We start from the raw sequence: 25,815 nt of genomic DNA on the forward strand, positions 1-25,815 counted from the left end.
GGGAAAAGAGGTCTAGCTTCCAAGGCTGTTGCCGTGACCACAGAGGGGTGGGTGACCCTATGCAGCGCACACCACATCGAAGGTCGAGATCCCGGGGAAGAGCTCTGGCGGCGGCCCTGGGGGTCGGCGCACTGACCGTGTCCCTGCTCGGCGGGGGCTCCGTCGCCGCCGCCAAGCCACCGCCGGAGCCCAGGGAGACGAGGCTGGCCCTCCCCTCTCCGCCCGGCGGGAAGGCCGTGCGGGTGCTGGTCTTCCACGCCTCCGCCACCGCCGAGTCCCCGACCGTCGACGCCGGGATCGCCGCGATCGAGTCCATCGGGCTGACCGGCCCCGCCTCCGGCCGGTTCGCCACCGAGGCCACCGACGACGCCTCCGTGTTCACCCAGGCCGCCCGGCTCGGGAAGTACCACGCGATCGTCTTTCTGACGGGCGGCGGCGATGTGCTCGACCCGGAGCAGGAAGCGGGCCTCGAAACGTATATGGAGGCGGGCGGCGGCTTCCTCGGCATCCATGACGCGGCGCGGACCGAACCGTACTCCGACTGGTTCACCGGACTCGTCGGCGCACGCCCGGCGGGCGGGGCGAGCACCGTCCAGCGCGCGGTGGTGGAGGTGGGCGACCGGCTCCATCCGGCCACCCGGTCGCTGCCGCTCCAGTGGAAACGGCCCGACAAATGGTTCAACTGGGCGGTGAACCCCTCGGGGAGCGTGCACACCGTGGCCCGCGTCCGGGAGAGCTCGTACACCCCCGCGAGCAACCCGAACGGCTGGGACCATCCCGTCTCCTGGTGCCGTGACTACGACGGCGGGCGCTCCTTCTACACCGGTATGGGCGGTACGGTCGACAGCTTCGCCGAGACCGACTTCCGCGACCATCTCCGCGGCGCGCTCGCCTGGACGAGCCGGCTCTCCCGCGCCGACTGCAAGGCCACCATCACCTCCCACTACACCGCCGAGCGCGTCACCCAGCCCAATCAGCCCGGACAGAACGACCAGATCGGCGAGCCGCACGGCCTGGTCACCGCCCCCGACGGCAAGGTGTTCTACATCGGGCGCGGCGGCGCGGACGCGAGCAAGCCCGTGATCACCGACTGGAACCACCCGGACATCGGCAAGGGCCGGGGCGAGATCCATGTGTACGACCCCCGGACGGGGAAGGCCACCCTCGCCGGGGAGCTGAGCGTCTTCGGCAACAAGGGCGGCGGCGATGAGCTGATCAAGAACGAGGAGGGGCTGCTCGGGATCGAGCTGGACCCCGGCTTCCCGGCCAACGGCTGGGTGTATCTGCACTACACCCCGCACTCCCAAATCGATCGCGACACCCGGATGGGCGACCGCAGGGTCTCCCGCTTCACCTATGACCACGCCACCGGCAAGCTGGATCTCGCCAGCGAGAAGGTGCTGCTCTCCTGGCCGGTGCAGATCCACAGCTGCTGTCACTCGGGCGGCGTGATGGCCTGGGACTCCCAGGGCAACCTGTACATCGCGACCGGCGACAACAACTCCTCCGGCTTCAGCGGCGGTTACTCCGGCAACAACCCGCAGCCCAGCTACCGGGGCGTCTCCTTCGCCGACGCCCGCCGCACCTCCGGCAACACCAACAACCTCAACGGCAAGATCCTGCGGATCCGCCCCCAGCCGGACGGCTCCTACACCCTGCCCGAGGGCAATCTCTTCACCGGCCGGGAGCCCGACGAGGGCGGCGGCAAGACCCGTGGCGAGATCTATGTGATGGGGGTGCGCAACCCGGCGCGCATCTTCGTCGACAAGAAGACCGACATCCTCTACGCGGGCTGGGTCGGCCCGGACGCCGGCACGCCGTCCACCACCTGGGGGCCGGCCAAGTACGACACCTTCGCCGCGATCACCAAGGCGGGCAACCACGGCTGGCCGTTCTGCATGGGCAACAACCAGCCCTACCGGGACCGCAATCTGCCCGATCCGGCCAAGCCGCTCGGCTGGTACAACTGCTCCGCGCCGAAGAACGAGTCGCCGAACAACGACGGACTGGTGAATCTGCCGCCCGTCACCCCCAACACCATCTGGTACTCGCCCCAGGGCGGCGGCCCCGACTTCCCGCGTGACGCCCAGGGCGTGCCCAGCTACAAGGAGTCCGAGCAGAAGCTGCTGCTGCCCTGGCTCAAGGGCGGCGGCCAGGCGACCATGAACGGCCCGGTCTACCGCTACGACGAGACCAGCGCCAGCGCCGTGAAGTGGCCTTCGTACTGGGACGGCAAATGGTTCGTCGGCGACTTCTACGACGGCGGCGACCAGCCGCGGCACGCGGTGCTCACCGACCCCAGAACGGTCGGCAAGGGCGGCGTCCCGGTGCACGCCGAGTCCCTGAAGAAGATCGTCCCGATCGGGGCGAACGGCATCCGCAACCTCATGGACTGGAAGTTCGCCCCCGACGGCTCGCTCTACGTCCTCGACTACGGGCGCGGGTTCTTCACCTCCGACTCCCGCTCGGCGCTCTGGCGGATCACCTACACCGGCGGCGCGGCGACCCCCTCCGCCGACCGGCTCGCACGGAAGGCGGCGACGCGATGAGACGGCTGATCACGGCCCTGGTGGCCGCGGCGGCGCTGGTCGTCGGCCTGCTGTCGGCCGCCGCGTACGGGCAGCAGCCCGCACGGGCGGGAACGGCGCAGCAGGTGCTGACCTGGACGGCGGGCGACCCCGTCGACCGCTATCTCTCCTTCCCGGCCACGGCGGTCGCGGGCCGGACCACGCTCGTCTTCGAGAACAGCCGGGCGACCGGCAACACGACCGGCATGCCGCACACCCTGACCTTCGATGTGACGGACCCGGAGTACAACCACGACGTACCGCTGAACATCCTCGCCAACCCGGCGGACGACCAGGGCGGCCGGTACACGGCCGAGGTCACGCTCACCCCGGGCCGGTACCGCTTCTACTGCACCATCCCCGGCCATGGGGCGATGCAGGGCATCCTGACCGTCACCGAGAACACCGGCGAGGACACCACCGCGCCCGTCGCCTCGGCGGCGGTCGAGGGGGCCCTCGACCCGGAGGGCGCGTACATCGGCCAGGCCACCGTCACCGTCTCGGCGAGCGACGAGGGCTCCGGAGTGGCACGGACCGAGTACGCGCTGGGGGCGGACGGCCCCTGGCAGGCGTACACCGCCCCGATCGTGGTCAGCACGGTCGGCGCGCACACCGTCCGCTACCGCGCCGCCGACCGGGCCGGGAACGTATCGGCCGAGAAGACCGCCGGGTTCAGGGTGGTCGCACGGCCGACCGACGACACCACACCGCCGGACACCTCGGCGACCCTCAGCGGCGACCGGGACGACCAGGGCCGCTATCTGGACATGGCCACGGTGACGGTGACCGCGTCCGACACCGGCTCGGGCGTCAACGCCATCGAGTACGCGATCGGGGCGGACGGGGCATGGCAGCCGTACACCGCCCCGGTGATGGTGCACTCCCTCGGGGCGCACACCGTCCGCTACCGCGCCGCCGACCGGGCCGGGAACGTATCGGCCGTGAAATCGGTCGACTTCACCGTGGTGGCGACGCCCGCGCCGGACCGGGAGCCGCCGGTCACGGCGGCCGAGGTGAAGGGGGTGCAGAACTCCGACGGCGCGTATCTCACCAGCGCCAAGGTGACGGTGAACGCCGCCGACACCGGCGGCTCCGGGGTCGCGAAGGTGGAGTACTCCCTCGACGGCGGTCCCTATCTCGACTACAGCGCGCCGCTCGTCGTCGACCGGGTGGGCTTCCACACCGTCCTCCACCGGGCGACCGACCGGGCGGGCAACACCTCACCGGCGCGGAAGTCGACGTTCACCATCGCCGCCGGGGGCGGAGTCCCGGCCCCGAACTGCCCCGAGTGGGACGAACGGCTCACGGTGATCGTCGGAACCGTGGACTCGGGGGTGCCCAACCGGATGACCCGCGCCCGCTGCACCGTCAACGAGCTGATCGAGGACGAGAAGTCCTGGTCGTCCCACGCCCTCTTCCTCAAGCACGTCGACAAGGTGCTCGACGCGCTGCTCGCCGAGGGCGTCGTCGACGCCCGGGAGCACCGGACGGTCTACCGGGCGGCCCGCCAGTCCGGCATCGGCAAGCCCGGCCAGAACACCGGCTACCGCCCCCTCTTCGACGGCAGCCGCTCGTCGTTCGAGAAGTGGCAGCACGTGGGCGGCGGCTCGTTCGCGCTGAACGACGACGGGTCGATGACCAGCGGCACCTCCCGGGGCGGCCTCGGGATGCTGTGGTTCCCGCAGCAGCGTTACGGCGACTTCTCGCTGAAGCTCCAGTGGCGCGACGACGCCCCGGGGAGCTCCAACGCCAACAGCGGGGTCTTCGTCCGCTTCCCCTCGGTCCACGACCATCCGGAGGAGCCGCGCCCCGAGTGGGTCGCGATCAAGTACGGCCATGAGGTGCAGGTCCTGGACCGGCCCGACGGCGATATGTACAAGACCGGCTCGGTGTACGGATTCGACCGCGTCGGGCTCGCGGGGGCCGGAGTGACCCCGAAGGGCACCTGGAACGACTACGAGATCCGGGTGTCGGGCCAGAGCTACTCCGTGTACCGCAACGGCGTTCTGATCAACCAGTTCGAGAACACGGGCGGCCAGGACTTCACCCCGCCGCGCGGCGACGATCCCGGCACGGACGGCCGCCGGTACGCCACCGGCTTCATCGGGCTCCAGGTCCACGGCACCACCGATGTGATCTCGTACCGCAATATCCGCATCCAGGAGCTGTGACCCCGCTGACGGTCTCCGTGCCCGCGCGGCGCGGAGGCCGTCACTCCATCGCGGGGGCACGGGCCGTCAGGCGTCGCGGGAGCGGTGCGCGTCAGGCGTCGCGGGAGCGGTGCGCGTCAGGCGTCGCGGGCACGGCTGGGCTGGACCCGTTTGGGCTCGCCCGGCATCTTCGGATACTCCGGCGGATACGGCAGATCGCCGAGCCCGTGATCGGCCTCGTCCCGGCGGGCCGCCTCCAGCAGGGTCTCCAGGCTGAACCGCTGGTCGTCCATGTCCGCGTGGACGTCGCCCGCCTCCGCGTACCGGGCGGGCATCGTCATGATGTCGAAGTCCTGCGGTACGGCGTCGTCGATCTCCTCCCAGCGCAGCGGCGCGGAGACCGGGGCGTTCGGCCGGGGGCGCACGGAGTAGGCGGAGGCGATCGTCCGGTCCCGGGCGGTCTGGTTGTAGTCGACGAAGATCCGCTCGCCGCGCTCCTCCTTCCACCACTTGATGGTGACCCGGTCCGGCATCCGGCGCTCCAGCTGCCGTCCGCAGGCGATGGCCGCCCGCCTGACCTGGGTGAAGGTCCAGCGCGGTGCGATGGGGACGAACACATGGATGCCGCGCCCGCCGGAGGTCTTGGGCCAGCCGCGCAGTCCGGCCTCGTCCAGCACCGCGCGCAGCTCATGGGCGGCGCGCACGGCGTCCGCGTAGTCGGTGCCGGGCTGTGGGTCGAGGTCGATCCGGAGCTCGTCGGGGTGGTCGGTGTCCTCGCGCCGCACCGGCCAGGGGTGGAAGGTCACCGCGCCCAGATTGGCGGCCCACGCGACGGCGGCGGGTTCGGTGGGGCACATCTCGTCGGCGGACCGGCCGCTGGGGAAGGTGATGTGGGCGGTGGGGATCCAGTCGGGGAGGTACTTGGGCGCGCGTTTCTGGAAGAAGGACTCGCCCGTCACCCCGTCGGGGTAACGCTCCAGGGTGGTGGGGCGGTCGCGCAGGGCGCGGGTGATGCCCTCGCCGACGGCCAGATAGTAGGTGACCATGTCCAGCTTGGTGTAGCCGTGCTCGGGAAAGTAGATCTTGTCGGGGTTGGAGACGCGTACGGTCCGCTCCCCCACTTCCAGTTCCACCGCCTTGGCCATGTGGATCAGCGTAGGCCGTGCCAATATTTCCCGCATAACGGACAATCCGCTTATGGATCTGCCGGTGATGCCGCCCGTGAAACCGATGCTCGCCAAGTCCGTGAACAAGATCCCGCCCGGGATGCAGTACGAGGCCAAGTGGGACGGCTTCCGGGCGATCGTGCACCGCGATGGGGACGAGACGGTGATCGGCTCCCGTACCGGGAAACCGCTCACCCGCTACTTTCCCGAGCTGGTCGACGCGCTCGCCGCCCAGCTGCCGCCGCGCTGTGTGGTGGACGGCGAGATCGTGATCGTTCATGACGGGCGGCTGGACTTCGACCGGCTCACCGAGCGCATCCATCCGGCCGAGTCCCGGGTGCGGACGCTGGCCGAGCGGACCCCCGCGAGCTTCGTCGCCTTCGATCTGCTGGCGCTGGGCGACCGGTCCCTGCTCGACACACCGCTGGTCGAGCGGCGTGCCCTGCTCGCCGAGGCGCTGCGGACGGCCGGGCCGCCGGTCCATCTCGCGCCCGCGACCACCGATCCGGCGCTGGCCGAGCGGTGGTTCGAGCTGTACGAGGGCGCGGGGCTGGACGGGATCATCGCCAAGCCGCTCGATCTGCCGTACCGGCCCGACGCCCGGCTGATGTTCAAGATCAAGCATGAGCGGACGGCCGATGTGGTGGTGGCCGGTTACCGCTTCCACAAGAGCGGTCCGGTGCTCGGCTCGCTGCTGCTCGGACTGTACGACGCCGCCGGGGCGCTCCAGCATGTCGGCGTCTGCGCGGCGTTTCCGATGAGACGGCGCGCGGAGCTGATCGAGGAGCTGGAGCCGCTGCGGATGGATTCCCCCGAGGGGCACCCCTGGGCTCAGTGGGCGCGGGAGAGCGCCCATGAGGGCGCACGGCTGCCCGGCGCGCAGAGCCGCTGGACGGGGAAGAAGGATCTGTCGTGGGTGGCGCTGCGGCCCGAGCGGGTGGCCGAGGTCGCCTATGACCATATGGAGGGCGACCGGTTCCGGCACACGGCCCAGTTCCGCCGCTGGCGGCCCGACCGGGCTCCCGCCGGCTGTACCTACGGACAGCTGGAGGAGCCGGTGCGGTACGACCTGTCCGAGGTGCTCACGGCTCCCGGGGGCACGTTGTCATGAGCCCGCGCCGAAGGTGTCGATGGCGGTGATCCGCCAGCCGTGCTCGTCGTGGACCGCGTCCACGGCGAGCATCGCGCCCGCGTGCGTCGTCCCGTCCTTCTCGCCCGCCGTCCGGGTGCTGCTCTGATCCGCGAAGAGGAGCACCCGCGCCCGTTCCCCGTCGACGTGCTCGACCCCGCTGTGGGTCACGGTGGTGGTGAGCACCCGTTTCTGCCGGGGTCCCGCCTCGCGTACCGCCGCGAGCATCCGCCGGTGGGCGGCGACGGCCCCGCCGGTGAGATGCTCGCTCACCGCGCGGTCCAGCCGTGCCGGAGCGGCGAAGTCGTACGAGAAGACCGACTCGACCGCCTTGGCGATCCGGCCCTTGAGCTCACTGGTGCGGGCCACATCGGAGAGGGCGGCGTTCCGTACGGCGGGTTCGTCCCCCAGCGCGGCGCTCTCGCCGCCCGCGACGACGGCGAACGCTCCGAGGACGAGCGCGGGCAGCAGCGACAGCGCGACGCTCAGGGCGTGCCGCCGGGGGCTGCTGGGCGGGGACGCCTCCTCGGGGACCGGTTCATCCGGCTCCGCCTCGGGGTTCCCGGCGTCCGGGTCCGCTTTTGGGCTCCCGGCGTCGGACTCGGGTCCGGCGTCCGGCCCGGGGGCGGTCGCCGGGGCCCCCTCACGCGCCCGGAGGGCGCTCGCCTGCCGGCGGCGGCGGTTGATGAGATGGCGTGTGGTCGACATGTCCGACTGTCCTCTCGCTCGTCACCCGGCCGTGGCGTTGCCGACCGGCGCCTGGCCGAGAGCGCTGAGCTTCCAGCCCCCGGGCGTCCGGGTGAGCTCGCCGAGCATCCGGCTCTCCTTGCGCGCCGGTTCGCCCTTCGGCGCGGTCACCGTGATGCGGAGGGCGATGATCACGCTCGCCCGCCCGGCCCGGGTGTCCAGCTCGGTGACCGCCCCCGACAGCAGCTTCGCGCTGCTGACCGTCTTCGCCCGCTGGATCTGCCGCTCGAACTCCTCGCGTCCGTCGACGAGCTGGTCCCGCAGCTCACCGGTGGCCGAGTCCGCCCAGGAGTCGAGTCCCCGGGTGATGTCCCGGTGGTCGAGCGTATTGAGGTTGAGCACCGCCTGTTCGCCCGCCGCGAGCGCCCGGTCCCGCTCCCGCGCGTACGCGGCGGCATCGTCATGGGCGGCCGTGTACCAGGACCAGCCGCCCCACCCCGCCCACCCGGCCGCCGCCACGGTCAGCGCGAGCACCGCCGCGAGCAGCGGATCACGGATCCTCAGGTCCGGACGTGCCATGGGCGCGTGCCTCCTCCCTATCGGGCCTATCGGGATGTGATGCCGGTGATGCGCCAGCGTCCGCCGCGCAGTTCCGCCCTGACCGAGAGCTGTGCCGCCGTCGTGGCCGGCCGTTCGCCCTTGCGCTGGGCGACCTGGTCGAGGAAGACCAGCAGTTCGGCACGGCCGGCGGTGAGCCGGATCACTCCGGCCCGTACGACATGGGTGGTGAGCGTCAGCCGCTGCGCGGCGGCCTTCTTCTCGACCTGGCCGAAGAGCTCCGCGTACTGCCGGGCGGCCTTCCCCGCGAGCAGCTCGCGGGCGGTACGGCGGGTGGCGTCCGTGCTCTCGGGCGTGTAGGAGAGGACCCGGGTCAGCGCGTCGCCGATGTCGTCGGCGACCCGGGAGGTGGCCGGGGCGTCGGTGAGCGCCCGGTTGCGGGCGGCGGGGGTGTCCTTCAGCCGCGCCATGGCCATCAGCGTCAGCACACCGCCCAGCAGCAGGGCGAGGACCACGACCGCCGTCACCAGGACGCGCCAGCGCCGTACGGGGGCCGGGCCGGGCTCCGGTTCCGGGTGCGCTGCCGGGGCGGGGGCCTCCGGTTCCGCGGCGCTCATCCGCTGCCGACCGGTACCGCGCTGAGCGCCTCGACCTTCCAGCCGTCCGGGGTGCGGGCGAGGGTGGCGTCGAGCCGTTTGCGTTCGCTGCCGCCGGGTTTCAGCGTCACCCGTACGGTGGCGATCATGACGGCGGTGCCGGCCCGGGTGTCCAGCGCGGTCAGGGCCGCGGCGGTGACGCTCGCCCGCGCCGTGGGGCCGCTCTTCGGCTTGGAGCGGTTCAGTTCGTCATGGAGCGGGCCGGTGGCGGCGGAGAGCCAGCGCCGCCGGGTGAGACCGGGGTCGCCGGAGTCGAAGCCGGTGAGCTGGGCGATGCGCCGGGTCCCGTCGGCGAGCGCCCGGTCGCGGTCCGCGGCGTACGCCAGTGAGTCGTCGCCGCGGGTGTGGGCGTACGACCAGCCGGCGAGGGCGCAGAACAGCAGGGCGAGCGCCAGGGCGGTGGATCCGGTCCTCCGTGCGGTCATCGTGGCTCCTCCAGTCCCAGCAGTGCGCCGAGCCCGGTGGCGGCGGACCGTAGGGACGGCAGGTCCAGCGCGGACGCCGTCACCGGGTCCGGTACCGCGCCGCCACGGGGTGCGTGGGCGCTGCCGCGCACATTGATACCGCTCTTCGCGGGCGACGTACAGCGCGCGGCGGTGTTCACGGCGGCGGACGGGGCGATATCGAGACCGTTGCGGTAGGCGGTCCGGCCGTATCCGGCGGTGCAGGGCAGTGGTTCGAAGAACGTCGCCGACATTCCGAAGCGGGCCCCCTTTCCGGTGACGGCGGTCGAGCCGGCGGCGGCGAGCGCGGGGAGGGTGACGAGGAGCTCCTCCACTCCGCGCTGGCGGGTGACGGCGACCTCGGAGGTGGTGAGCAGATTGGCGAAGACGGCGGAGAGATGGGGTTCGACATCGATCAGCAGGTCCCTGAGCTGCGTGGCGGCCTCGGGCGTGACGGCGATCAGCCGGCGCAGATCCCGGTCGGAGGCGCTCAGCTCGGCGGCGAGCCGCCCGGCCCCGTCGGCGAAGTCCCGCAGGGCGCGGCTCTGTTCGGCCTGCGTGGCGAGGACCGTGTCGGCGTCCTTCATCAGCCGGGTGTTGACGGGGAGCGCCGCGTCGGCGGCGCGGATGAACGCGCCGCCGTGGTCCAGCAGGGCTTCGAGGTCGTCCCCCCGGCCCTCCAGGGCTGTCCCGAACTCGTCCACGACGGTGCGCAGCGCCGTGAGGTCGACGGAGGAGGCGAGTTCGTCGATGCCGGTGAGCACATCGGTCACGGGCGCGGGTACCCGGGTGTCGCGCTGGGGGATCACATCGCCGTCGCGGAGCCGGGGTCCGTCCGCGCCGTGGGGCCGCAGATCGATGTACTGCTCGCCGACGGCGGAGAGGGAGGCGACGACGGCTTCGAGGTCGGCGGGGATGCGCGGCGCGGAGTCCTTGATCCGCAGTTCCGCTTCGACGCCGTTCCCGGTGAGCTCGATGGGGCCGACCCGGCCGACGGAGACTCCCCGGTAGGTGACGTCGGAGTGGGTGAACAGACCGCCGGTGCGCGGCAGCTGGACACGGACGGCGTAGTAGTCGCGCAGGCCGGTGTAGCGGCCGAGGTCGGCGTAGCGGATGCCGACGAAAGCGAGCACGAGTACGGCGATGACCAGGAAGGCCGTGTTCTTGAGGCGGATGGCGCGGGTGATCAACGATCGCTCCCCTCGGCGGGCGTCCGGCCGTCGTCGCCGGTCGGGGTCCGCCCCTCGGACGGCAGCGGTCCGGCCGGGGGGACGGACGGGGCGACGGACGGGAGCGGCAGTGGGGGCGAGCCGCCTCTCCCGTCCGCCGGTTCGGAGGGCCGCTGCCCGGCCGTACGGGACCGGGAGCCGGCCGCCGGTGTCAGCGCGGGAATGATCTGTGTCCCGGGGACGGCCGTCACCTCCAGATAGACGTTGAGGTAATCGCCCTTGACCCCGTTCAGCACCTCGTCCGTGAACGGATAGGTCAGCAGCACCTGGAGCGAGTCGGGCAGTGCCCGGCCGGAGTCGGCGAGGGCGGTGAGCACGGGGCCGAGGGCTTTGAGGGAGGCGATGGTGTCCTCCTTGCTCCGTTCGACGACGTCCACGGCGACCCCGGAGAGGTCGTCCAGGGCGCGGAGCATGGTCAGAAGTGAGCCGCGCTGCTCGTCCAGCACCTTCAGCCCGGGGCTGAGCCCGGTGAGGACGCGTCCGATGCCGGCCTTGCGCGCGGCGAGGGTCGCGGAGAGCCGGTTGACTCCGTCGAGGGCGGCGGTGATGTTCCGCTTATTGCCGTCCAGGCTGGTGACCAGGGTGTCCAGCCGCTTCAGCAGGGAACGGATCTGCGGCTCCCGGCCGCCGATGGCCTTGTTGAGCTCGATGGCGATGGTCTTGATCTGCTCGACGCCTCCGCCGTTGAGCAGCAGGGAGAGCGCGCCGAAGACCTCTTCCACCTCGGGGTTGCGGCCCGTGCGGGCCAGCGGAATGGCCGCGCCGTCCCGGAGCCGGCCGCCGCCGGTCTTCGCGGCCCGGCCCGGCGGGGGCGTGAGCTGGATGTACTTCTCGCCGAGCAGACTGGACTGTTCGAGATGGGCGTAGGCGTCGGCGGGCAGCCGCACCCCGCCGTTGACGCGCAGGGTGACCTCGGCCGTCCAGCCGTCCTCGGCGAGTTCGACGGCGGTGACCCGGCCCACGGCGACGTCGTTGACCTTGACCGCCGACTGCGGCACCAGGCTGAGCACATCGGCGAACTCGGCGGTGACGTCGTACGGGCGGCTGCCGAGATCTGCGCCGCCGGGCAGCGGCAGCCGCTCCAGTCCGGAGGTCTCGGGCAGCAGGGAGCACCCGGAGAGGGCGAGTGCCAGGGGCAGGGCGAGCGCGCCGGGCAGCCGCCGCAACGGGTGCGCCGGACGGCTTCTTGCCAGGAGCCGGGGCAGCCGTCTCACCGGGCGCCCCCGTCCCCGGAGCCGCTCTCGCGCGGGGTGCCGTAGACCGTGCCGACCGCGGGGAGGGGCAGCGCGGGCAGGGCCTTTTGCCGGGCGGGGCCGGCCTCTTCGAGCGCGGTGGGCGTTCCCGTGCCGTCCCGGGCGACGACGCCGCCGAAGCTCAGCTCGTTGATGTCGGCGCGGCCGTTGAGGGTGCGGTGGGCGGGATCGTAGGCGGCGAGGGCGTTCTGGGCGGCGAGCGGTGCGGCCTCCAGCGCTTCGGCGAGCGATGCGCGCTGGTCGACCAGGGTCCGGGTGAGCGGTTCCAGCGCTTCGATGTTCTTCTTCAGGCCGTCGCGGTTGTCGGCGATGAAGTCCTTCACCAGCCCGAGCGCGTTGCCCAGTTCCCGGATCGCGCCGGAGAGGTTCTCCTTGTCGTCGGCGAGGAATCCGGTCACGGTGGCGAGCTGCCGCTCCGCCTTGGCCACGGTGGAGTCGTTGTCCTTGAGCATGGCGGTGAAGGACTGGAGGTGGGCCAGGGTGGCGAACAGGTCGCCGCTGCTGCGGTCGAGCGTCCTCGCCGCCTTGCCGAACTGTCCGATGGAGTCGCCGATCGCCCTGCCGTTGCCCTTGAGATTGTCGGCGCCGGTGCCGAGAAGCCGGGCGAGCGCGCCGTCGGCGTTTGCTCCCCGGGGTCCGAGCGCGGTGGACAGTTCGGTGATCGACTCATAGAGCTGGTCGACTTCGAGGGGCAGGGCATTGCGCTCGGCGGGCAGCACGGCTCCGTCCGCGATCCGTTCGCCGCCGGTGTAGGCGGGGGTGAGCTGGACATAGCGGTCGGCGACGATGCTGGGCGCGACGACGACGGCGTGGGCGTTCTTCGGCACCGTGACGCCGTTGTCGACCAGCAGGGTCACTCTGACCCGGTCGCCGACCGGCTCCACCGCGTCGACCGTGCCCGCCCGGACGCCCAGGATCCGCAGATCAGACCCCTCGTACACCCCGGTCGCCCGGCTGAAGTAGGCGGTGATCCGCGTCGTCGGTCCGTCCCGCAGGGCGAGGACGCCCGAGGTGCCGGTGACGGCGAGAAGCGCGAGACCGGCGCCGATGCCGGTGAGTCGTCTGAGGTTCATCGGCCATCGCCTCGGGGTCGTGGGGGCATACAGCCGGTCGCCGGGGGCGTGCCGGCGGGGAGATGGCTCCGGGGGACGAGCCCGCAGAGATAGGTGTCGAACCAGCGGCCGTTGCCGAGGGTGTTGCCGACGAGCCGGTAGTACGGTCCGGCCAGCGCCAGGGTCCGCTCCAGGCTGTCGCGGTTCTTCACCAGTACATCGGTCACTCTGCCGAGCGCGTCCAGGGTGGGTCCGAGCTGGTCTTCGTTCTCCTCGACGAGCGCGCCGAGCTGTTCGCCCAGCGCCTTGGCGCCGGTGAGCAGCCGGTGGACGTCGTCCCGGCGGGCCTCGATCTCGCCGAGGAGGACGCTGCCGTCCTTCAGGAGGGTTTCGAAGCCGCTCTTCTTCTCCGCCAGGGTTCTGGTGAGCTGTCGGCTGCCTCTGAGGAGTTCGGCGAGCTGGGTGTCGCGTTCGGAGACGGTACGGGAGAGGGCCGAGAGCCCGGCGGCGGCGGAGCGCACATCGGGGGCGGCGTCCTTGAAGGTGTCGGAGACGGCGTCGAAGCTCTCCGCGAGCTGCTCGGTGTCGATCTCTCCGATGGTCTCGCCGAGTCCGGTGAACGCCTGGGTGACGTCATAGGGGGAGGTGGTGCGGCTGGTGGGGATGGGGGCGGCGGGGTTCTGCCGTCGGTCACCCAGCGGGTCGACGGCGAGGTACTTCTCGCCGAGGAGGGTCTTGATGGCGATGGCGGCGGTGCTGGAGTCGCCGATCCATGCCTCGTCGACGGTGAAGCGGACTCTGACCCGGCCGCCGTGGAGACCGACCCCGGTGACCCGGCCGGCCTTCACTCCGGCGATCCGGACCTCGTCGCCCTCGTCGAGCCCGGCGGCCTCGGTGAAGTCGGCGGTGTAGCCGGTGCCGCCGCGCAGGGCGTCGGCGTTGTAGGCGGCGATGCCGAGGAGGGTGAGCAGCAGCAGTCCGGCGATGCCCACGGTGACCGGGTTCCGCTTCCGTACGGGCTTCCGTACGAGCTCCGCGGCCGACTTCCGTTCAGGCTCCGCTGCCGACTTCTGTCCGCTGGACGGCGGAAGGCCGGGCCCTGGTCGTCTCATCCCCGGCACCTCGATTCCGTGATGGCGATGCCGGTGGGCGGACGGCTGCCGTCCGATGTGGTGACGCCGCTGACCCGGGCCTCGCACAGATAGAGGTTGAGCCATGATCCGTAGGAGGTGAGCCGGGTGACGGCCCGCATCTTCGCGGGCGTCCGGCGGAGGAAGTCCTCCAGGGCGGGGGTGTGCTCGTTCAGCTGCCTGGAGAGCCGGCCCAGTTCGCGGATGTCGCGTTCGATCGGGGCCCGTCCGTCCTGAAGGAGACCGGCGGTGACGGTGGCGAGTTCGCCCATGGACTCGACGGCCTCGCCGAGCGGTGCGCGGTCGCGCGCGAACCCCGAGACCAGCCGTTCCAGGGTGTCGACCAGATCGTCGAAGCCCTCCTCCCGGTCGTTGACGGTCTTCAGCACGGTGCTGAGGTTGGTGACGACCTCGCCGATGACCTCGTCCTTGGCGGCGACGGTCCCGGTCAGGGAGCCGATGTGCCGCAGCAGGCTGTCGACGGTTCCGCCGTCGCCCTGGAGCACCTTGACGATGGATCCGGCCAACTCGTTGATCTCGGTGGGCGACAGCCCCTCGAACAGCGGCTGGAAACCGTTGAAGAGCTGGGTGAGATCGAGTGCGGGGCTGGTGTGCTCCAGCGGGATGGTCCCCCCGGTGGGCAGCGAGCGGCCGACCGGGCCCGTGCCCTGTCCGAGGTCGATATAGCGCTGGCCGGCCATGTTCAGATACTTGACGGCAGCGGTCGCCGAGACGGGCAGTCTCCGCCCTTTCTCGACGCTGAAGTCCACTTCGGCCACCCGCCGGTCGGCGATCCTGACCGCGTCGACCTGGCCGACCTTCACTCCGGCGATCCGCACGCTGTCGCCCGGGATCAGCCCGGTGACATCGGTGAACCGCGCCCGGTACGGGGAGGTGTCGCCGACGCCGGTGTTCGCGATGCCGATCGCGAGGACGGTCGTGGCCAGCGCGGTGACCACGATGAAGACGAGGGACTTGACCAGGGGTGCGGTGACGCTGCGGCGCTTCACTTCAGTCTGACCTCCGTTCCCCGGTACACGGGTCCGGTCAGGACGGTGCTCCAGTCGGGCAGTTCCCGGGGCGCTTTCCCCAGCTCCATCGCCAGCAACTCGTTGACCAGCCGGTTCTCCTCGGGCGAGTTGGGCAGGCCCAGCGCGGGCGCGGATCCCGCCGCGGGGGCCGGGCGCCCGTTGTAGGGCACGGAGTAGCAGCGCGGTCCGCCGTCCGCGTCATAGACGGGGGTGTCCTCGCCCGGCCGGTACGCGCCGAGCGAGGGCACCGCGGTGACCTTCACATGGAGGCCGGGCTCATCGGTGCCCTTGCCGAGGGCCTTGTCCATCACGGGGACGAATCCGGCCAGGGTGCGCAGGGTGCAGGGGAACGCGGGCGCGTAGCGGGCGAGGAGCTCCAGGGTGGGGCGGCCGGTCGCGGCGAGCCGGATGAGGATCTTCTCGTTCCGGCGCAGAAAGGCGGTGACCTCCTGGGCCGCCGCGGTGGTCGTGCGGTACAGCCCGGAGAGTTCGGCCCGCTGGTCGGCGAGGGTGGCGCTGGTGGTGGTGAAGTCGGTCAGCGCCCGCACCACATCGGGCGCGATGTCCGCGTAGAGCCCGCTGACCTCGACCAGACGGGCGATGTCCCGGTTGAGGACGGGCAGCTGGGGGTTGAGCTTCCGCAGATGGCCGTCGAGGGTGGTCAGGGTGGAGCCGAGCTGTTCGCCCCGGCCCTTGAGGGCCCGGGCGACGGCGGTGAGGGTGGCGGAGAGCTTCTCCGGCTGCACGGCGGTGAGCAGCGGCAGCACATGGCCCAGCACCCGCTCCAGTTCGATGGCGTTGCGGGAGCGGTCCCGGGGGATGGTGTCGCCCGCTCGCAGGCTCCGGCCCGACGCGGACGCGGACGCGGACGGCGGTACGAGGGCGACGTACCGTGCGCCGAAGAGGGTGGTGGGCAGCATCTGGGCGGTGACCTCGGCGGGCACCTCGCGCAGCCGGCCGGGCCGGATGGCGAGGGTGAGCCGGGCTCCTTCGCCGTCGGCGTGGATGGCGCGGACCGACCCGATGACCACGCCGCGCATCTTGACCTCGGCGTTGAGGTGCATCTCGTTGCCCACGGAGCCGGTGAGCACGGTGATGACGGGGTCGTCGCTGAAGTCCTTCTGGTAGACGGCGACCGACAGCCGGATCAGCAGGACGGGGATCAGCAGAAAGACGGCTCCGGCGAGCCGGAGGCGGACGCGGCGGGCGGTCATCCGGCCACCTTCACGGTGGTGGTCGCGCCCCAGATCGCCAGCGACAGGAAGAAGTCGGTGACGCTGATCAGCACGATGGCGTTCCGTACGGACCGGCCCACGGCCACGCCCACTCCGGCCGGGCCGCCCTGGGCGCGGAAGCCGTGGTAGCAGTGGGCGAGGATCACCATCACGCTGAAGATCAGTACTTTGAGGATGGAGAGCAGTACGTCGTCCGGGGAGAGGAACAGCTGGAAGTAGTGGTCGTAGGTCCCCGCCGACTGGCCGTTGAAGAGCACGGTGATCCAGCGGGAGGCGAGATAGGAGCTGAGCAGTCCGATCGCGTACAGCGGGATGACGGCGACGGTTCCGGCGATGATCCGGGTGGTGACGAGATACGGCATGGAGCGCACGCCCATCGCCTCCAGGGCGTCGATCTCCTCGTTGATGCGCATCGCGCCGAGCTGGGCGGTGAAGCCCGCGCCGACGGTGGCGGAGAGGGCGAGTCCGGCGACCAGCGGGGCGATCTCCCGGGTGTTGAAGTAGGCGGAGACGAATCCGGTGAAGGCGGAGGTGCCGATCTGGTTGAGCGCCGCGTACCCCTGGAGGCCGACGACGGTTCCGGTGAAGAGGGTCATGGCGACCATCACGCCGATGGTGCCGCCGATGACGCCGAGGCCGCCGCTGCCGAAGGCGACCTCGGCGAGGAGCCGCTGCACCTCCTTGAGATAGCGGCGCAGGGTCCTCGGCGTCCACAGCAGCGCCCGCGCGTAGAACAGCAGCTGATCGCCGGAGCGGTCCAGCCAGCCGAGTGGGGACATCGCTCAGCCCCCCTTCGGGGGGACGATCTGGAGATAGATCGCCGTCATGATCATGTTGACGAGGAACAGCAGCAGAAAGGTGATGACGACGGACTGGTTGACCGCGTCGCCGACGCCCTTGGGGCCGCCGCGCGGGTTGAGTCCCCGGTGGGCGGCGACGATGCCCGCGATGAAGCCGAAGACCAGCGCCTTGAGTTCGCTGACATAGAGATCGGGCAGCTGGGCGAGGGCGGAGAAGCTGGCGAGATACGCGCCGGGGGTGCCGCCCTGCATGATGACGTTGAAGAAGTAGCCGCCGAGGGTGCCGACGACGGAGACCATGCCGTTGAGCAGGACGGCGACGGACATGGTGGCCAGCACCCGGGGCACGACCAGACGCTGGACGGGTGAGACGCCCATGACCTCCATCGCGTCCAGCTCTTCGCGGATCTTGCGTGATCCGAGGTCGGCGCAGATCGCGGAGCCGCCCGCGCCCGCGATCAGCAGGGCGACGATCAGCGGGCTGGCCTGCTGGATGACGGCGAGCACGCTGGCGCCGCCGGTGAAGGACTGTGCGCCGAGCTGCTGGGTGAGCGAGCCGACCTGGAGGGCGATCACCGCGCCGAAGGGGATGGAGACCAGAGCGGCGGGCAGGATGGTGACGCTGGCGATGAACCAGAACTGCTCGATGAGCTCCCTGATCTGGAACGGTCTGCGGAAGACCGCGCGGACGACCACGGCGGCGAAGGCGAAGAGCCGGCCGGTCTCCCGCAGCGGGGCAAGGGCCCTGCTCGGGGTGGGCGGCGTGGACGGCGTGGACGGTCCGGGCGGTCCGGGCGGTCCAGGCCGTCCGGGCGGTCCGGCTATGGGTGCGGTCATCGCGCCGCCGTTCCGCCGCCGGCCTGGGCGTAGCTCTTGAGCACGGCGGTCCGCGCGGCTTCGGGGAGCTCGTCCAGCAGGGCGAGCACCCGCTGCCTGCGCCGCCCTGCGGCCCGGCGTTCGGGCATTCCGGGGGAGGGTTCGAGCTGGGGCGGCAGCGGCCGGGGCGGCAGCGGCGGGCGGTCCCCGAGCCGCTCCCGCGCGAGGGTCGCCGCGTCCTTCTCCTCCGACATGCCGATGGGGCCGTCGCGGCGTCCGCTCAGAAACTGCGCGACGACCGGCTCATCGCTGGTGAGGAGCGCCTCGCGCGGTCCGAAGGCGACGAGTTCGCGGCGGAAGAGCATCCCCATGTTGTCGGGAACGGTGGCCGCGATGTCGAGATTGTGGGTGACGATCAGCATGGTCGCGTCGATCTGCGCGTTGAGGTCGATCAGCAGCTGGGAGAGATAGGCGGTGCGGACCGGGTCGAGCCCGGAGTCGGGCTCGTCGCAGAGGATGATCCTCGGATCGAGGACGAGCGCGCGGGCGAGCCCGGCCCGTTTGCGCATTCCGCCGGAGATCTCACCGGGCAGTTTTCCCTCGGCCCCGACGAGCCCGACCATCTCCATCCGCTCCATGACGATCCGGCGGATCTCGGTCTCCTTCTTGCGGGTGTGCTCGCGCAGCGGGAAGGCGATGTTGTCGAAGAGGGACATGGAGCCGAAGAGCGCGCCGTCCTGGAACATCAGGCCGAAGGATTTACGGATCTCGTAGATCTGGCGCTCGGAGCTGTTCACCATGTCGACGCCGTCGATGAGGACCCGGCCCGCCTCGGGCTTCAGCAGCCCGATGACCGACTTGAGGAACACGGTCTTGCCCGTGCCGGACGGCCCGAGCAGCACGCTGACCTCTCCGGCCGGCAGGGTCAGGCTCACGTCCTGCCAGATGTTCTGTGCGCCGAAGGACTTGGTCAGTCCCTCGACGACGACTTCGATGCCCATCTCGGCTCCCGCCGCTGACGAAGGTCCGGAGAGGTCCGGCTGGGGTCTCTTCCGGCTCTACCGGGGTCTCTTGCGGCGCTAGGGGAGGACGGCGGAGTGCCAGTAGCGGGAGAGGTACTTCCCGTTGTCCGGGCGGACCGTGCCCGGGGCGGTGAGCCCCGCGCTGTGGGTCATGGCGCCGTTCAGGGTCAGGCTGTTGTTCCCGGACGGCGAGGGCAGTCCGGTCTTGAGATCGATCGCGCCGTTGAGGATCCCGAGGAGTCCGCAGCCCCGGGCTCTGGGCACGGCGAAGGAGCTGTCGCCCTGGCTGTTCCCGGTGAGGGCGAAGCGCAGCATCGCGCCGTCGTCGGCGTTGGGCGTTCCGTCGCCGTCGAAGCGCTGTACGGCGAAGGCGGGGGCGGTGGTGTTGCTCGGGCGGAGCACGACCGGGTCGGCGCTGGAGCCGATGTAGCACTGGGAGCCGAGGAACGGGTTCTGGAGCCGGATCCGCACGGGCAGGGTGACGATCGGTTTCCCGGTGGTCAGTCCGGCGGTCAGGCTGAAGCCGGTGGGGGCGCCGGCCGATTCGACGGTGGCCGTGACCCGGTTGAGGCTGTTGTCGGTGAGCAGCCGGCAGATGTCGGTGACGACCGGGATGTCGCCGGGGCACATGAGGCCGAGCAGTCCGCCGGGGATCTCGGCGGACTCGCCGATGAGGGCTCCGTTCTTCGGCGGTACGACGGTGAAGACGCCGGTGGCGGTGGTCTGCACCACGCCGAACTGGAGGTCGTTGGCCCCGGTGACGGCGGTGGTGTTGCCGAGTTCGATGGAGCCCGAGGGCGATCGCGAGGAGACGCAGGTGGCGACCGTGTCCTGGCCGTCGGCGGCCAGCATGGCGGGATCGTCGACCGGGCAGCGGTCGAAGGGAGCCCAGTGGCCGTTGAGTGCCACGGCCGCCGACCGCTCGGCGGGCCGCGCCGCTCCCGAGGCGCGGCTCGGGTCCTGTCCGGATCCGGAGGCGTGGGCGGGGACGGCGGCGAGCGGAACGGCCAGGAGGAGGGCGGTGAGCGCGCCGAGGACGGCCGTGCGGACCGGGCCGGGGGCCGGGAAGCGCTGGGGGACGGGTCTCATCTGTCTCTCCTCGGTTCTCGCAAGGGGCTGGGCGGGCGTGCCGGGGTCAGCGCTCCGGCTCGGGCACCTTGACGGGCTGGTGGTCCTTGGTGCAGTAGGTCGGATCGGGCCGGGGGTTGCCCGATGCGCAAGGAGCCCCCTGCACTTGCTTGAGGTAGTTGCCGGGGCCGGACACGGACGAGGTGAAGAGCGGGTCGAGATCCTCGTCCACACCGCAGCCGCTGAACGGCGGGATCGTCACGGTGGCGGTGAGCACTCCCCCGGTGACCAGCTGATAGCCGTCGCCCGGGCCCTTCAGCTCCCCGGTGAGGACGACATGCCGCTCTCCCTCCTGGGCGGGGTCGGGGTCCTTGGAGTACAGCGGTCCTACGGTCCGGCAGTCCGGCCCGACGTCCAGGGGGACGCCGTTGATCTCCACGTCGTACAGCCGGAGCCGCAGCGGCACCCTGACCACCGTCAGCCCGGTGTATTTGGCGAGCAGGAGGTCCGAGTCGATGGTCATGGTGTCGAGCTGGGTGAGTTCCATCGTCGCCGTCGTCGGCATGAAGCCGTAGGTCAGGAAGGTGGCCCTGGCCGGCGGCATGACCGGGCGGCCCCGGTAGTCGAGTTCGCCGGTGGCGTGCTGGAGGAGATGGAGACCGTCCGGCTGGAGAACGATCTTCTTGGACACATCGATGAGCTGGGTGCAGGAGAGCGGGACCTCGGACGCCCCGTCGAGTTTGGCGACGTTCGAGTAGCCGGTGACATAGGCGACCATCGCGAAGGCGTTCTCGGTGTCGCCGACGCAGGGCGGCGCGGGCCGGGCGCGCTGCCCGGCGGGCGGCGAGATCGTCAGCGCGCCGCCGTCGGGCCCCCGTTGCCCGGGGGCCGCGGCCGTGGGGTCCCGGCCGGGGACGGAGGGGGTCGGCGAGGAGCCGGGAGGCGCGCTGCCGTCGTCGCCGGGGATCGCGATCGTCGCCAGTCCGGCGTTCTCGCCGCTCCGTGGCGAGCAGTCCAGGGTGTGGGGGGACGGCTGTGCGGGGGCGCCGTCCGCCGTGAAGAGGGCGAGGTCGAGGGCGAGGGCGCCGGCGGTGAGGGTGAGGTCGCCCGTACCGCCCGGTGTGATGGTGGGCAGGGGCCCCTCGAAGGTGAGCACGGGGTCCGCCGCGCCGGGTCCGGCGCCCGGGCCGGAGGGGGAAGCGGTGCCGGGGGCGGTATCCGTGGCGGACCCGGAGTCGGAGCCCGCGCCGGCGGTATCCGTCGCCGAGCCCGACCCGGAACCGGAACCCGTCGCGGACCCCGAACCCGTCGCCGCGCCCGTGCCAGGGGCGGGCTCGGGCTCGGCGTCTGCCGGAAGGGCGACCGGTTCGGTCCCACTGCCCGCCCACACCGCCTCCGCCCGGTGCGCGCCCTGGGCGACGGCCACGGTGAGCCGTGCCGTACCGCTGACCGAGGCCGCCTTCAGCGCGGCGAGCTCCGCCCGCGCCGCCTCCGGGAAGGTCACCGCCGCTGCCGCCCCGGCGGTGATCCCCTCGCCCGCGCTCCCCGACACGGGCAGCGCGGCGGTGATCCGTACCTCCACCGGCAGCGTCCCGGACGGAAAGCCGCACCGGTAGCCGATGGCGGCCGACACGGTCCGCTCGGTATCGGCCCGCGCCCCCGGCGCCACCCCGGCGAGCAGCACCGAGACCGTGATCAAGGCGCTCCGCCAGGGCCTTGGGGAGCGGTGACGTGATCTCCGGGCACGGCCCCCGGCCGGGCGAGGGGGGCGGGTGCCCGCGCCATGGCTGCGCGGCATGCTCCAGGTCTCCTCTCGCTCAGCCGGATGGGGGCGTACGCATGGGCGGGACGGGCGGATCGCACGGCGGGCCGCCCGCCGTGCGATCCGCCCGCTCCGTACGGCTACGGGGTCCCGACCACCGTGGGACGGCCCGAGCCGCCCGCCGGGGTCGACACCCGGTAGCTCGCGTTGAACGTCGGGTGGTCGCCGTTGGCGGCGATCCCCGCACAGCCGGCGCTCGCGTTGGCGACCGTCAGCTGACGGGTGGCGTTGTTGGACACGGTGAGGACGCCGGTGGAGTTGCGGTAGGTGGCGTTCACCTCGCCGACGACGTCGAAGGTGCAGGTCAGCACGGTGAGACTGGCGTTGATCCCGGAGATGAAGCCGGTGGTCGTCCCGGTGGTCGCGTTATAGGCCGTGCCCTTCAGCTGCCAGGGCGGGGTGGTGTCGGCGATCGGCTGCACCGGACCCACCGGGCTGGTGCACGGGTTGGCGGCGCTGCCGAAGGCGGCGCTGGAGATGTTGGCGATGTGCCCCGGGTTCCCGGTGGCGCTGAACATGGTGCCGCCCGCGGTGGCGGTGGGACAGGTGAGCGGAATCCCGTTGAGGTTCAGCACGGTGTTGGTGGACAGCGCCGAGAACGTCTGGGGCGAATTGGGTCCCACGGTCCACACCGTGGGAGCCGCGAGGGCGGGCGCACCGGCGAGGGCGAGGGCGGCGGCGGCTGCGGTGGCGGTCAAGGCGGCTTTGGCGAGGGGGTTTCGCACGGAAGGTTCCTCCGGTTCCGTCAGTGAGACGCACTGCTTGCGCGGAACGCGGTCCGCGGCCAGGTGGGGGAGGGGAGGCGCGGAGCGCGGAAGGGGAATCCTGTTCACTGGCGGTTGTCAGGATTCGGCCATGCGCTATCTATGACGCTGCGAGACGTTACTTCTCGGAAACATCGCACACAATGCCGTGGTTCAAGATTCTCTCGGCGAGATTTTTTCCTCGTACCGGTGTGAGTCTTTTCCCCGTCGGCATTGTCAATCGGTGCGCAATTCCGCCGGGAGACCCCGTTTCACCGGGTGCTGGAGCGAGGGCCCCTGTCACCCCCGGACAGTGCCGGGCCATCGGGACGCGGGGACGACCGGGGCCGTACCGGATCATCCGGGGCACACTCCGGGTGACCCGGCGCCCCGAGTACCGGACCCATTCACTCCGCGCACCGTCCCGCACCGCCCGGCGGACCCACGAGTAAGAGGTGGCCTGAATTACTCGCTCCCGACCATCCGGAGCGACCGCCTCCGGGGAATTCGCCCGCTTTTCCGTGACCGCCGGGACGGCCTATGAGCCGCCATGGAGAGCGTTTTCCCGGACCGCGCGGCTCTCCCCGCTCAAGTGGTGTTCACCTCACCGGGGTTGGTCTATCTTCACCGTCCGAGGCGAGGGGAGACGGAGATGCCGGGAACGGTCAGCCCATCGGATACCGGAGAGTCGCTCGGACCGCTGCCGCAGGAGTTCGCGGCGATCCTGCGCCCCGAACTCCCCGGCCTGATCAAAGAGATCGGAATAGAGGTCACCCGCGCCTATCCGGAGTACGCCCGGCTGTTGAACGGACCCTTCGGGCACGGCATCCGGGTGGGCGTCGAGCAGAGCATCTCCGTCTTCGTCGACCAGGTGGCCGAGCCCGCCTCGCCCTCCGCCCTGCGCGACGAGATGTGCCGCCGGTTCGGCAGATACGAGGCGTACGAGGGCCGCACCCTCGACACCCTCCAGAGCGCCTACCGGCTCGGCGCCCGCATCGCGCTGCGCCGGGCGAAGAAGGTCGGCCGCAGCTACGACCTCTCCCCCACCATGATGCTCACCTTCGCCGACGCGCTCTTCGCCTACGTCGATGAACTGGAGTCGCTCTCCCGCGAGGGCTATCTGGAGGCGCGCTCCCGCTCCGGAGAGCAGCACGGACTGCTCCGCCGCCGGCTGCTGCATCTGCTGCTGGCCGGGCCGCCGGTGCCCCGCACCGCCGTCGCGGAACTGTCCGAGCAGGCCGCCTGGCCGCTCCCCGAGCAGGTCACCCTGGTCGCGCTGCGCTCGCCCGCCGTGCTGGAGCAGGGCGATCTGGACGCGGATGTCCTCGCCGACCTCGGCGATCCGCAGCCGCATCTGCTGATCCCCGGCCCGGTGGACCCGGCCCGCCGGCGGATGCTGGACCGCGCGCTGTTCGGCAACCGGGCGGCGGTGGGGCTCACCGTGGCCGCCGCCGACGCGCACGACTCCATCCGCTGGGCCCGCCGCACCCTGGAGCTGGTGGACACGGGGGTGGTGAAGGACGGGCCGCTGGTGTTCTGCGCCGATCATCTGGTGTCGCTGTGGCTGCTCTCCGACCCCGGACTGCTCGACCAGCTCGCCCGGCGCGAGCTCGCGCCGCTGGCCGCGCTCACCCCCTCCCGGCGCGACCGGCTGGTCGACACCCTCCGCATCTGGCTGGACACCCGGGGCACGGCGGCGCAGATGGGCGCGCTGCTCGGGGTCCATCCGCAGACCGTCCGCTACCGGATGCGGAGCCTGGACGCCGTCCTCGGCGACCGGCTCCAGAACGCGGACCGGCGGTTCGCGATCCAGTTGGTGCTGCACGCCCTGCGGCTGCGCCCGCACCCATGACCGCCCCCCGGGCGGGCCGCGCCGCACCCGCCGACCGGCCGGCCCGGCAGCCTCCCGTTGACGCGCGCCGCGGCCGCCCGCCGGTCAACCTCCCGGCGGCGGTCGCGAGTTGACGCGCCCCGGCGAAAGGGCTGACGGCGCGCGCCGCCTGCTGGAGCCGCCCTGATGTCACGCTGTGATCGATTCGGGGGTATGCGCCGTTTTCGCGTAAGGTGAGTCGCCATGCGGCGGGCAGCGGGGCCCGCGAGCGGCAGGGGGGCACCACGTCCCGTACGGCACCGTCGGAACGCTGATCGACCAGGGTCGGCGTCCATGGCGTCCGGGCGGCGGAGGTGATCGTTCCGCCTTGTCGTCCTCCCGAATCCCCGCCCACGCCCCCGGCCGGTCTCCGCTCGCGGCGCGCGGGCGGGGAGATGACGGAGTCGACGCCGCTCCGTACCCGGGGGCAGCCCGCCCGCGTGTAATGGGAATCACCGGGGCGGCCCGGACGGTTGCCCCACCGTGACATCCCCGCCGCAGGAAGCGGATGCTTCTCCGCTACCCATGGAGGGGGCCACCGGGGTGCCGGCGGCCCCCTGGAGCAGAAGACAAGGACGACGCCGTGACTGCATCACCCCTCGTGCCCGTGCCCATCCCCGACCGTGTGGCCGTGCTGATCGGGTCCTGTATGCCGTTGCGGGTGCTGCGGGCCGAGATCGAGGCGGACTGCGCCGTACGCGAGGTGCACCGGTTCCGGGGGCCGCTCTGCCACGAGGACCGGGCGGACCGGGAGCAGGCGCTCGCCGCGCTGGCGCGGGCCAACAAGGTCCTCGCCGCCTACAACCCCGGTCTGGTGATCGGGCCGCACAACAGCTGACCGCCCCAGGGGCCGTCCCGGAAGCCCGGGGTCACTCCAGGAACGTGCCGTCCACATACAGCCAGGCGCCGTCCACTCGCTCGAAGGAACTGCGTTCACACAGCTCACCGCGGTTGCCGTGGTGCCGGTAGCGGGCCTTGAAGGTGACCGTGCCGGTGGTGTGGAACAGAGTGCCGTCCGTGGTGTCGACGATCTCCAGACCGCTCCACTCCATCCCCGGGTCGAGCTCCAGCCGGGCCGGCCGGGTCGACGGATGCCAGGTGCCCAGCAGATAGGCCGCGTCCCGGGCGACGAAAGCGCTGTAGCGGGAGCGCATCAGCAGCTCGGCGGTGGGCGCGCGCTCCGCACCCGAGTGGAAGCGTCCGCAGCACTCGCCGTACCCGGCGGGCAGCCCGCACGGGCAGGGCGATACGTCGGTCAGTGCGAGGGCGGCGGTGCGCCGGGGGCGTGAGCTGCGTCGGGCCATGAGGCCATCTTCGACGATTCCCGGCCAATGATCGAACGGGCCCCGACACGCCTTCCGGGTCAGCGGGGATCTCCGTATGCTCAG

23 protein-coding genes are annotated in these 25,815 nt (G+C 71.7%); 5 read left to right on the top strand and 18 right to left on the bottom strand.

Translation table 11 applies throughout. The features are described 5' to 3' along the window. Positions 1-59 precede the first annotated feature (59 nt). Positions 60-2,549, top strand: a complete 2,490-nt coding sequence (locus FF041_RS16520) for a ThuA domain-containing protein (RefSeq protein WP_153523524.1) — start codon at positions 60-62, stop codon at positions 2,547-2,549. Beyond that, positions 2,546-4,738: an OmpL47-type beta-barrel domain-containing protein gene (locus FF041_RS16525; protein WP_153523525.1), complete on the top strand. Its 2,193-nt coding sequence runs from the start codon at positions 2,546-2,548 to the stop codon at positions 4,736-4,738. Before FF041_RS16520 ends, FF041_RS16525 begins: the two co-directional genes overlap by 4 nt. Before the next feature lie 116 nt (positions 4,739-4,854). Here FF041_RS16525 and ligD read toward each other — a convergent pair whose 3' ends face one another. Continuing rightward, a complete protein-coding gene (ligD, locus tag FF041_RS16530; protein ID WP_153523526.1) occupies positions 4,855-5,862 on the bottom strand; it encodes a non-homologous end-joining DNA ligase in 1,008 nt (335 codons plus the stop codon). Positions 5,863-5,914: 52 nt separating this feature from the next. Here ligD and FF041_RS16535 point away from each other — a divergent pair, with 52 nt between their 5' ends. Next, a complete protein-coding gene (locus FF041_RS16535) occupies positions 5,915-6,994 on the top strand; it encodes an ATP-dependent DNA ligase (protein ID WP_153523527.1) in 1,080 nt (359 codons plus the stop codon). On the opposite strand, the gene FF041_RS16540 is transcribed toward FF041_RS16535, so the two are convergent. The 16 genes from FF041_RS16540 to FF041_RS16615 form a co-directional block, all read right to left on the bottom strand. Then, the gene (locus tag FF041_RS16540; RefSeq protein WP_153523528.1) at positions 6,989-7,720 is read right to left on the bottom strand and encodes a hypothetical protein; all 732 of its coding nucleotides are present in this window, start codon (positions 7,718-7,720) and stop codon (positions 6,989-6,991) included. The two genes, FF041_RS16535 and FF041_RS16540, sit on opposite strands and share 6 nt — an antisense overlap. Before the next feature lie 21 nt (positions 7,721-7,741). Continuing rightward, the gene (locus tag FF041_RS16545; protein ID WP_153523529.1) at positions 7,742-8,278 is read right to left on the bottom strand and encodes a nuclear transport factor 2 family protein; all 537 of its coding nucleotides are present in this window, start codon (positions 8,276-8,278) and stop codon (positions 7,742-7,744) included. 26 nt (positions 8,279-8,304) lie between these two features. Further along, positions 8,305-8,874 (bottom strand): hypothetical protein, encoded by a 570-nt coding sequence (locus FF041_RS16550; protein ID WP_153523530.1) that lies wholly within the window; start codon positions 8,872-8,874, stop codon positions 8,305-8,307. Beyond that, complete coding sequence (locus FF041_RS16555) at positions 8,871-9,338, bottom strand: hypothetical protein (RefSeq protein WP_153523531.1); 468 nt, start codon at positions 9,336-9,338, stop codon at positions 8,871-8,873. The genes FF041_RS16550 and FF041_RS16555 overlap by 4 nt, the downstream gene beginning before the upstream one ends. Next, positions 9,335-10,546: an MlaD family protein gene (locus FF041_RS16560; RefSeq protein WP_153523532.1), complete on the bottom strand. Its 1,212-nt coding sequence runs from the start codon at positions 10,544-10,546 to the stop codon at positions 9,335-9,337. The genes FF041_RS16555 and FF041_RS16560 overlap by 4 nt, the downstream gene beginning before the upstream one ends. Then, on the bottom strand, positions 10,543-11,751 hold the full coding sequence (locus FF041_RS16565; RefSeq protein ID WP_153523544.1) for an MCE family protein: 1,209 nt from the start codon (positions 11,749-11,751) through the stop codon (positions 10,543-10,545). The genes FF041_RS16560 and FF041_RS16565 overlap by 4 nt, the downstream gene beginning before the upstream one ends. Positions 11,752-11,795: 44 nt before the next feature. Continuing rightward, on the bottom strand, positions 11,796-12,911 hold the full coding sequence (locus FF041_RS16570; RefSeq protein ID WP_153523533.1) for an MCE family protein: 1,116 nt from the start codon (positions 12,909-12,911) through the stop codon (positions 11,796-11,798). Further along, entirely contained in the window at positions 12,908-14,002 is a 1,095-nt protein-coding gene (locus tag FF041_RS16575) for an MCE family protein (RefSeq protein WP_153523534.1), read from the bottom strand. Before FF041_RS16575 ends, FF041_RS16570 begins: the two co-directional genes overlap by 4 nt. Next, on the bottom strand, positions 13,999-15,030 hold the full coding sequence (locus FF041_RS16580; protein WP_323391944.1) for an MCE family protein: 1,032 nt from the start codon (positions 15,028-15,030) through the stop codon (positions 13,999-14,001). Before FF041_RS16580 ends, FF041_RS16575 begins: the two co-directional genes overlap by 4 nt. Then, positions 15,027-16,265: an MCE family protein gene (locus FF041_RS16585; RefSeq protein ID WP_153523536.1), complete on the bottom strand. Its 1,239-nt coding sequence runs from the start codon at positions 16,263-16,265 to the stop codon at positions 15,027-15,029. The genes FF041_RS16580 and FF041_RS16585 overlap by 4 nt, the downstream gene beginning before the upstream one ends. Further along, positions 16,262-17,065 carry an MlaE family ABC transporter permease gene (locus FF041_RS16590; RefSeq protein WP_153486075.1) on the bottom strand — a complete coding sequence of 268 codons (804 nt, stop codon included), beginning with the start codon at positions 17,063-17,065 and terminating at the stop codon, positions 16,262-16,264. The genes FF041_RS16585 and FF041_RS16590 overlap by 4 nt, the downstream gene beginning before the upstream one ends. A gap of 3 nt (positions 17,066-17,068) precedes the next feature. Then, a complete protein-coding gene (locus FF041_RS16595) occupies positions 17,069-17,923 on the bottom strand; it encodes an MlaE family ABC transporter permease (protein WP_153523537.1) in 855 nt (284 codons plus the stop codon). Continuing rightward, positions 17,920-18,903 carry an ABC transporter ATP-binding protein gene (locus FF041_RS16600; protein ID WP_153523538.1) on the bottom strand — a complete coding sequence of 328 codons (984 nt, stop codon included), beginning with the start codon at positions 18,901-18,903 and terminating at the stop codon, positions 17,920-17,922. The genes FF041_RS16595 and FF041_RS16600 overlap by 4 nt, the downstream gene beginning before the upstream one ends. 78 nt (positions 18,904-18,981) lie before the next feature. Further along, a complete protein-coding gene (locus FF041_RS16605) occupies positions 18,982-20,013 on the bottom strand; it encodes a hypothetical protein (RefSeq protein ID WP_153523539.1) in 1,032 nt (343 codons plus the stop codon). A 46-nt stretch (positions 20,014-20,059) separates the two neighbouring features. After that, positions 20,060-21,691: a DUF6801 domain-containing protein gene (locus FF041_RS39045; protein ID WP_228388255.1), complete on the bottom strand. Its 1,632-nt coding sequence runs from the start codon at positions 21,689-21,691 to the stop codon at positions 20,060-20,062. 203 nt (positions 21,692-21,894) lie between these two features. Then, positions 21,895-22,539 carry a hypothetical protein gene (locus FF041_RS16615; protein ID WP_323391945.1) on the bottom strand — a complete coding sequence of 215 codons (645 nt, stop codon included), beginning with the start codon at positions 22,537-22,539 and terminating at the stop codon, positions 21,895-21,897. A 670-nt stretch (positions 22,540-23,209) separates the two neighbouring features. On the opposite strand from FF041_RS16615, the gene FF041_RS16620 reads away from it, so the two are divergent. Then, on the top strand, positions 23,210-24,409 hold the full coding sequence (locus FF041_RS16620; protein WP_153486080.1) for a helix-turn-helix domain-containing protein: 1,200 nt from the start codon (positions 23,210-23,212) through the stop codon (positions 24,407-24,409). Positions 24,410-25,010: 601 nt separating this feature from the next. Next, entirely contained in the window at positions 25,011-25,265 is a 255-nt protein-coding gene (locus FF041_RS39050) for a hypothetical protein (protein ID WP_323372206.1), read from the top strand. Positions 25,266-25,296: 31 nt separating this feature from the next. Here FF041_RS39050 and FF041_RS16630 read toward each other — a convergent pair whose 3' ends face one another. Then, positions 25,297-25,731 (bottom strand): YchJ family protein, encoded by a 435-nt coding sequence (locus FF041_RS16630; protein ID WP_153523540.1) that lies wholly within the window; start codon positions 25,729-25,731, stop codon positions 25,297-25,299. Between the last annotated feature and the right edge of the window lie 84 nt (positions 25,732-25,815).

It is taken from the genome of Streptomyces jumonjinensis, from assembly GCF_009600885.1.
Classification (GTDB): Bacteria; Actinomycetota; Actinomycetes; order Streptomycetales; family Streptomycetaceae; genus Streptomyces; species Streptomyces jumonjinensis.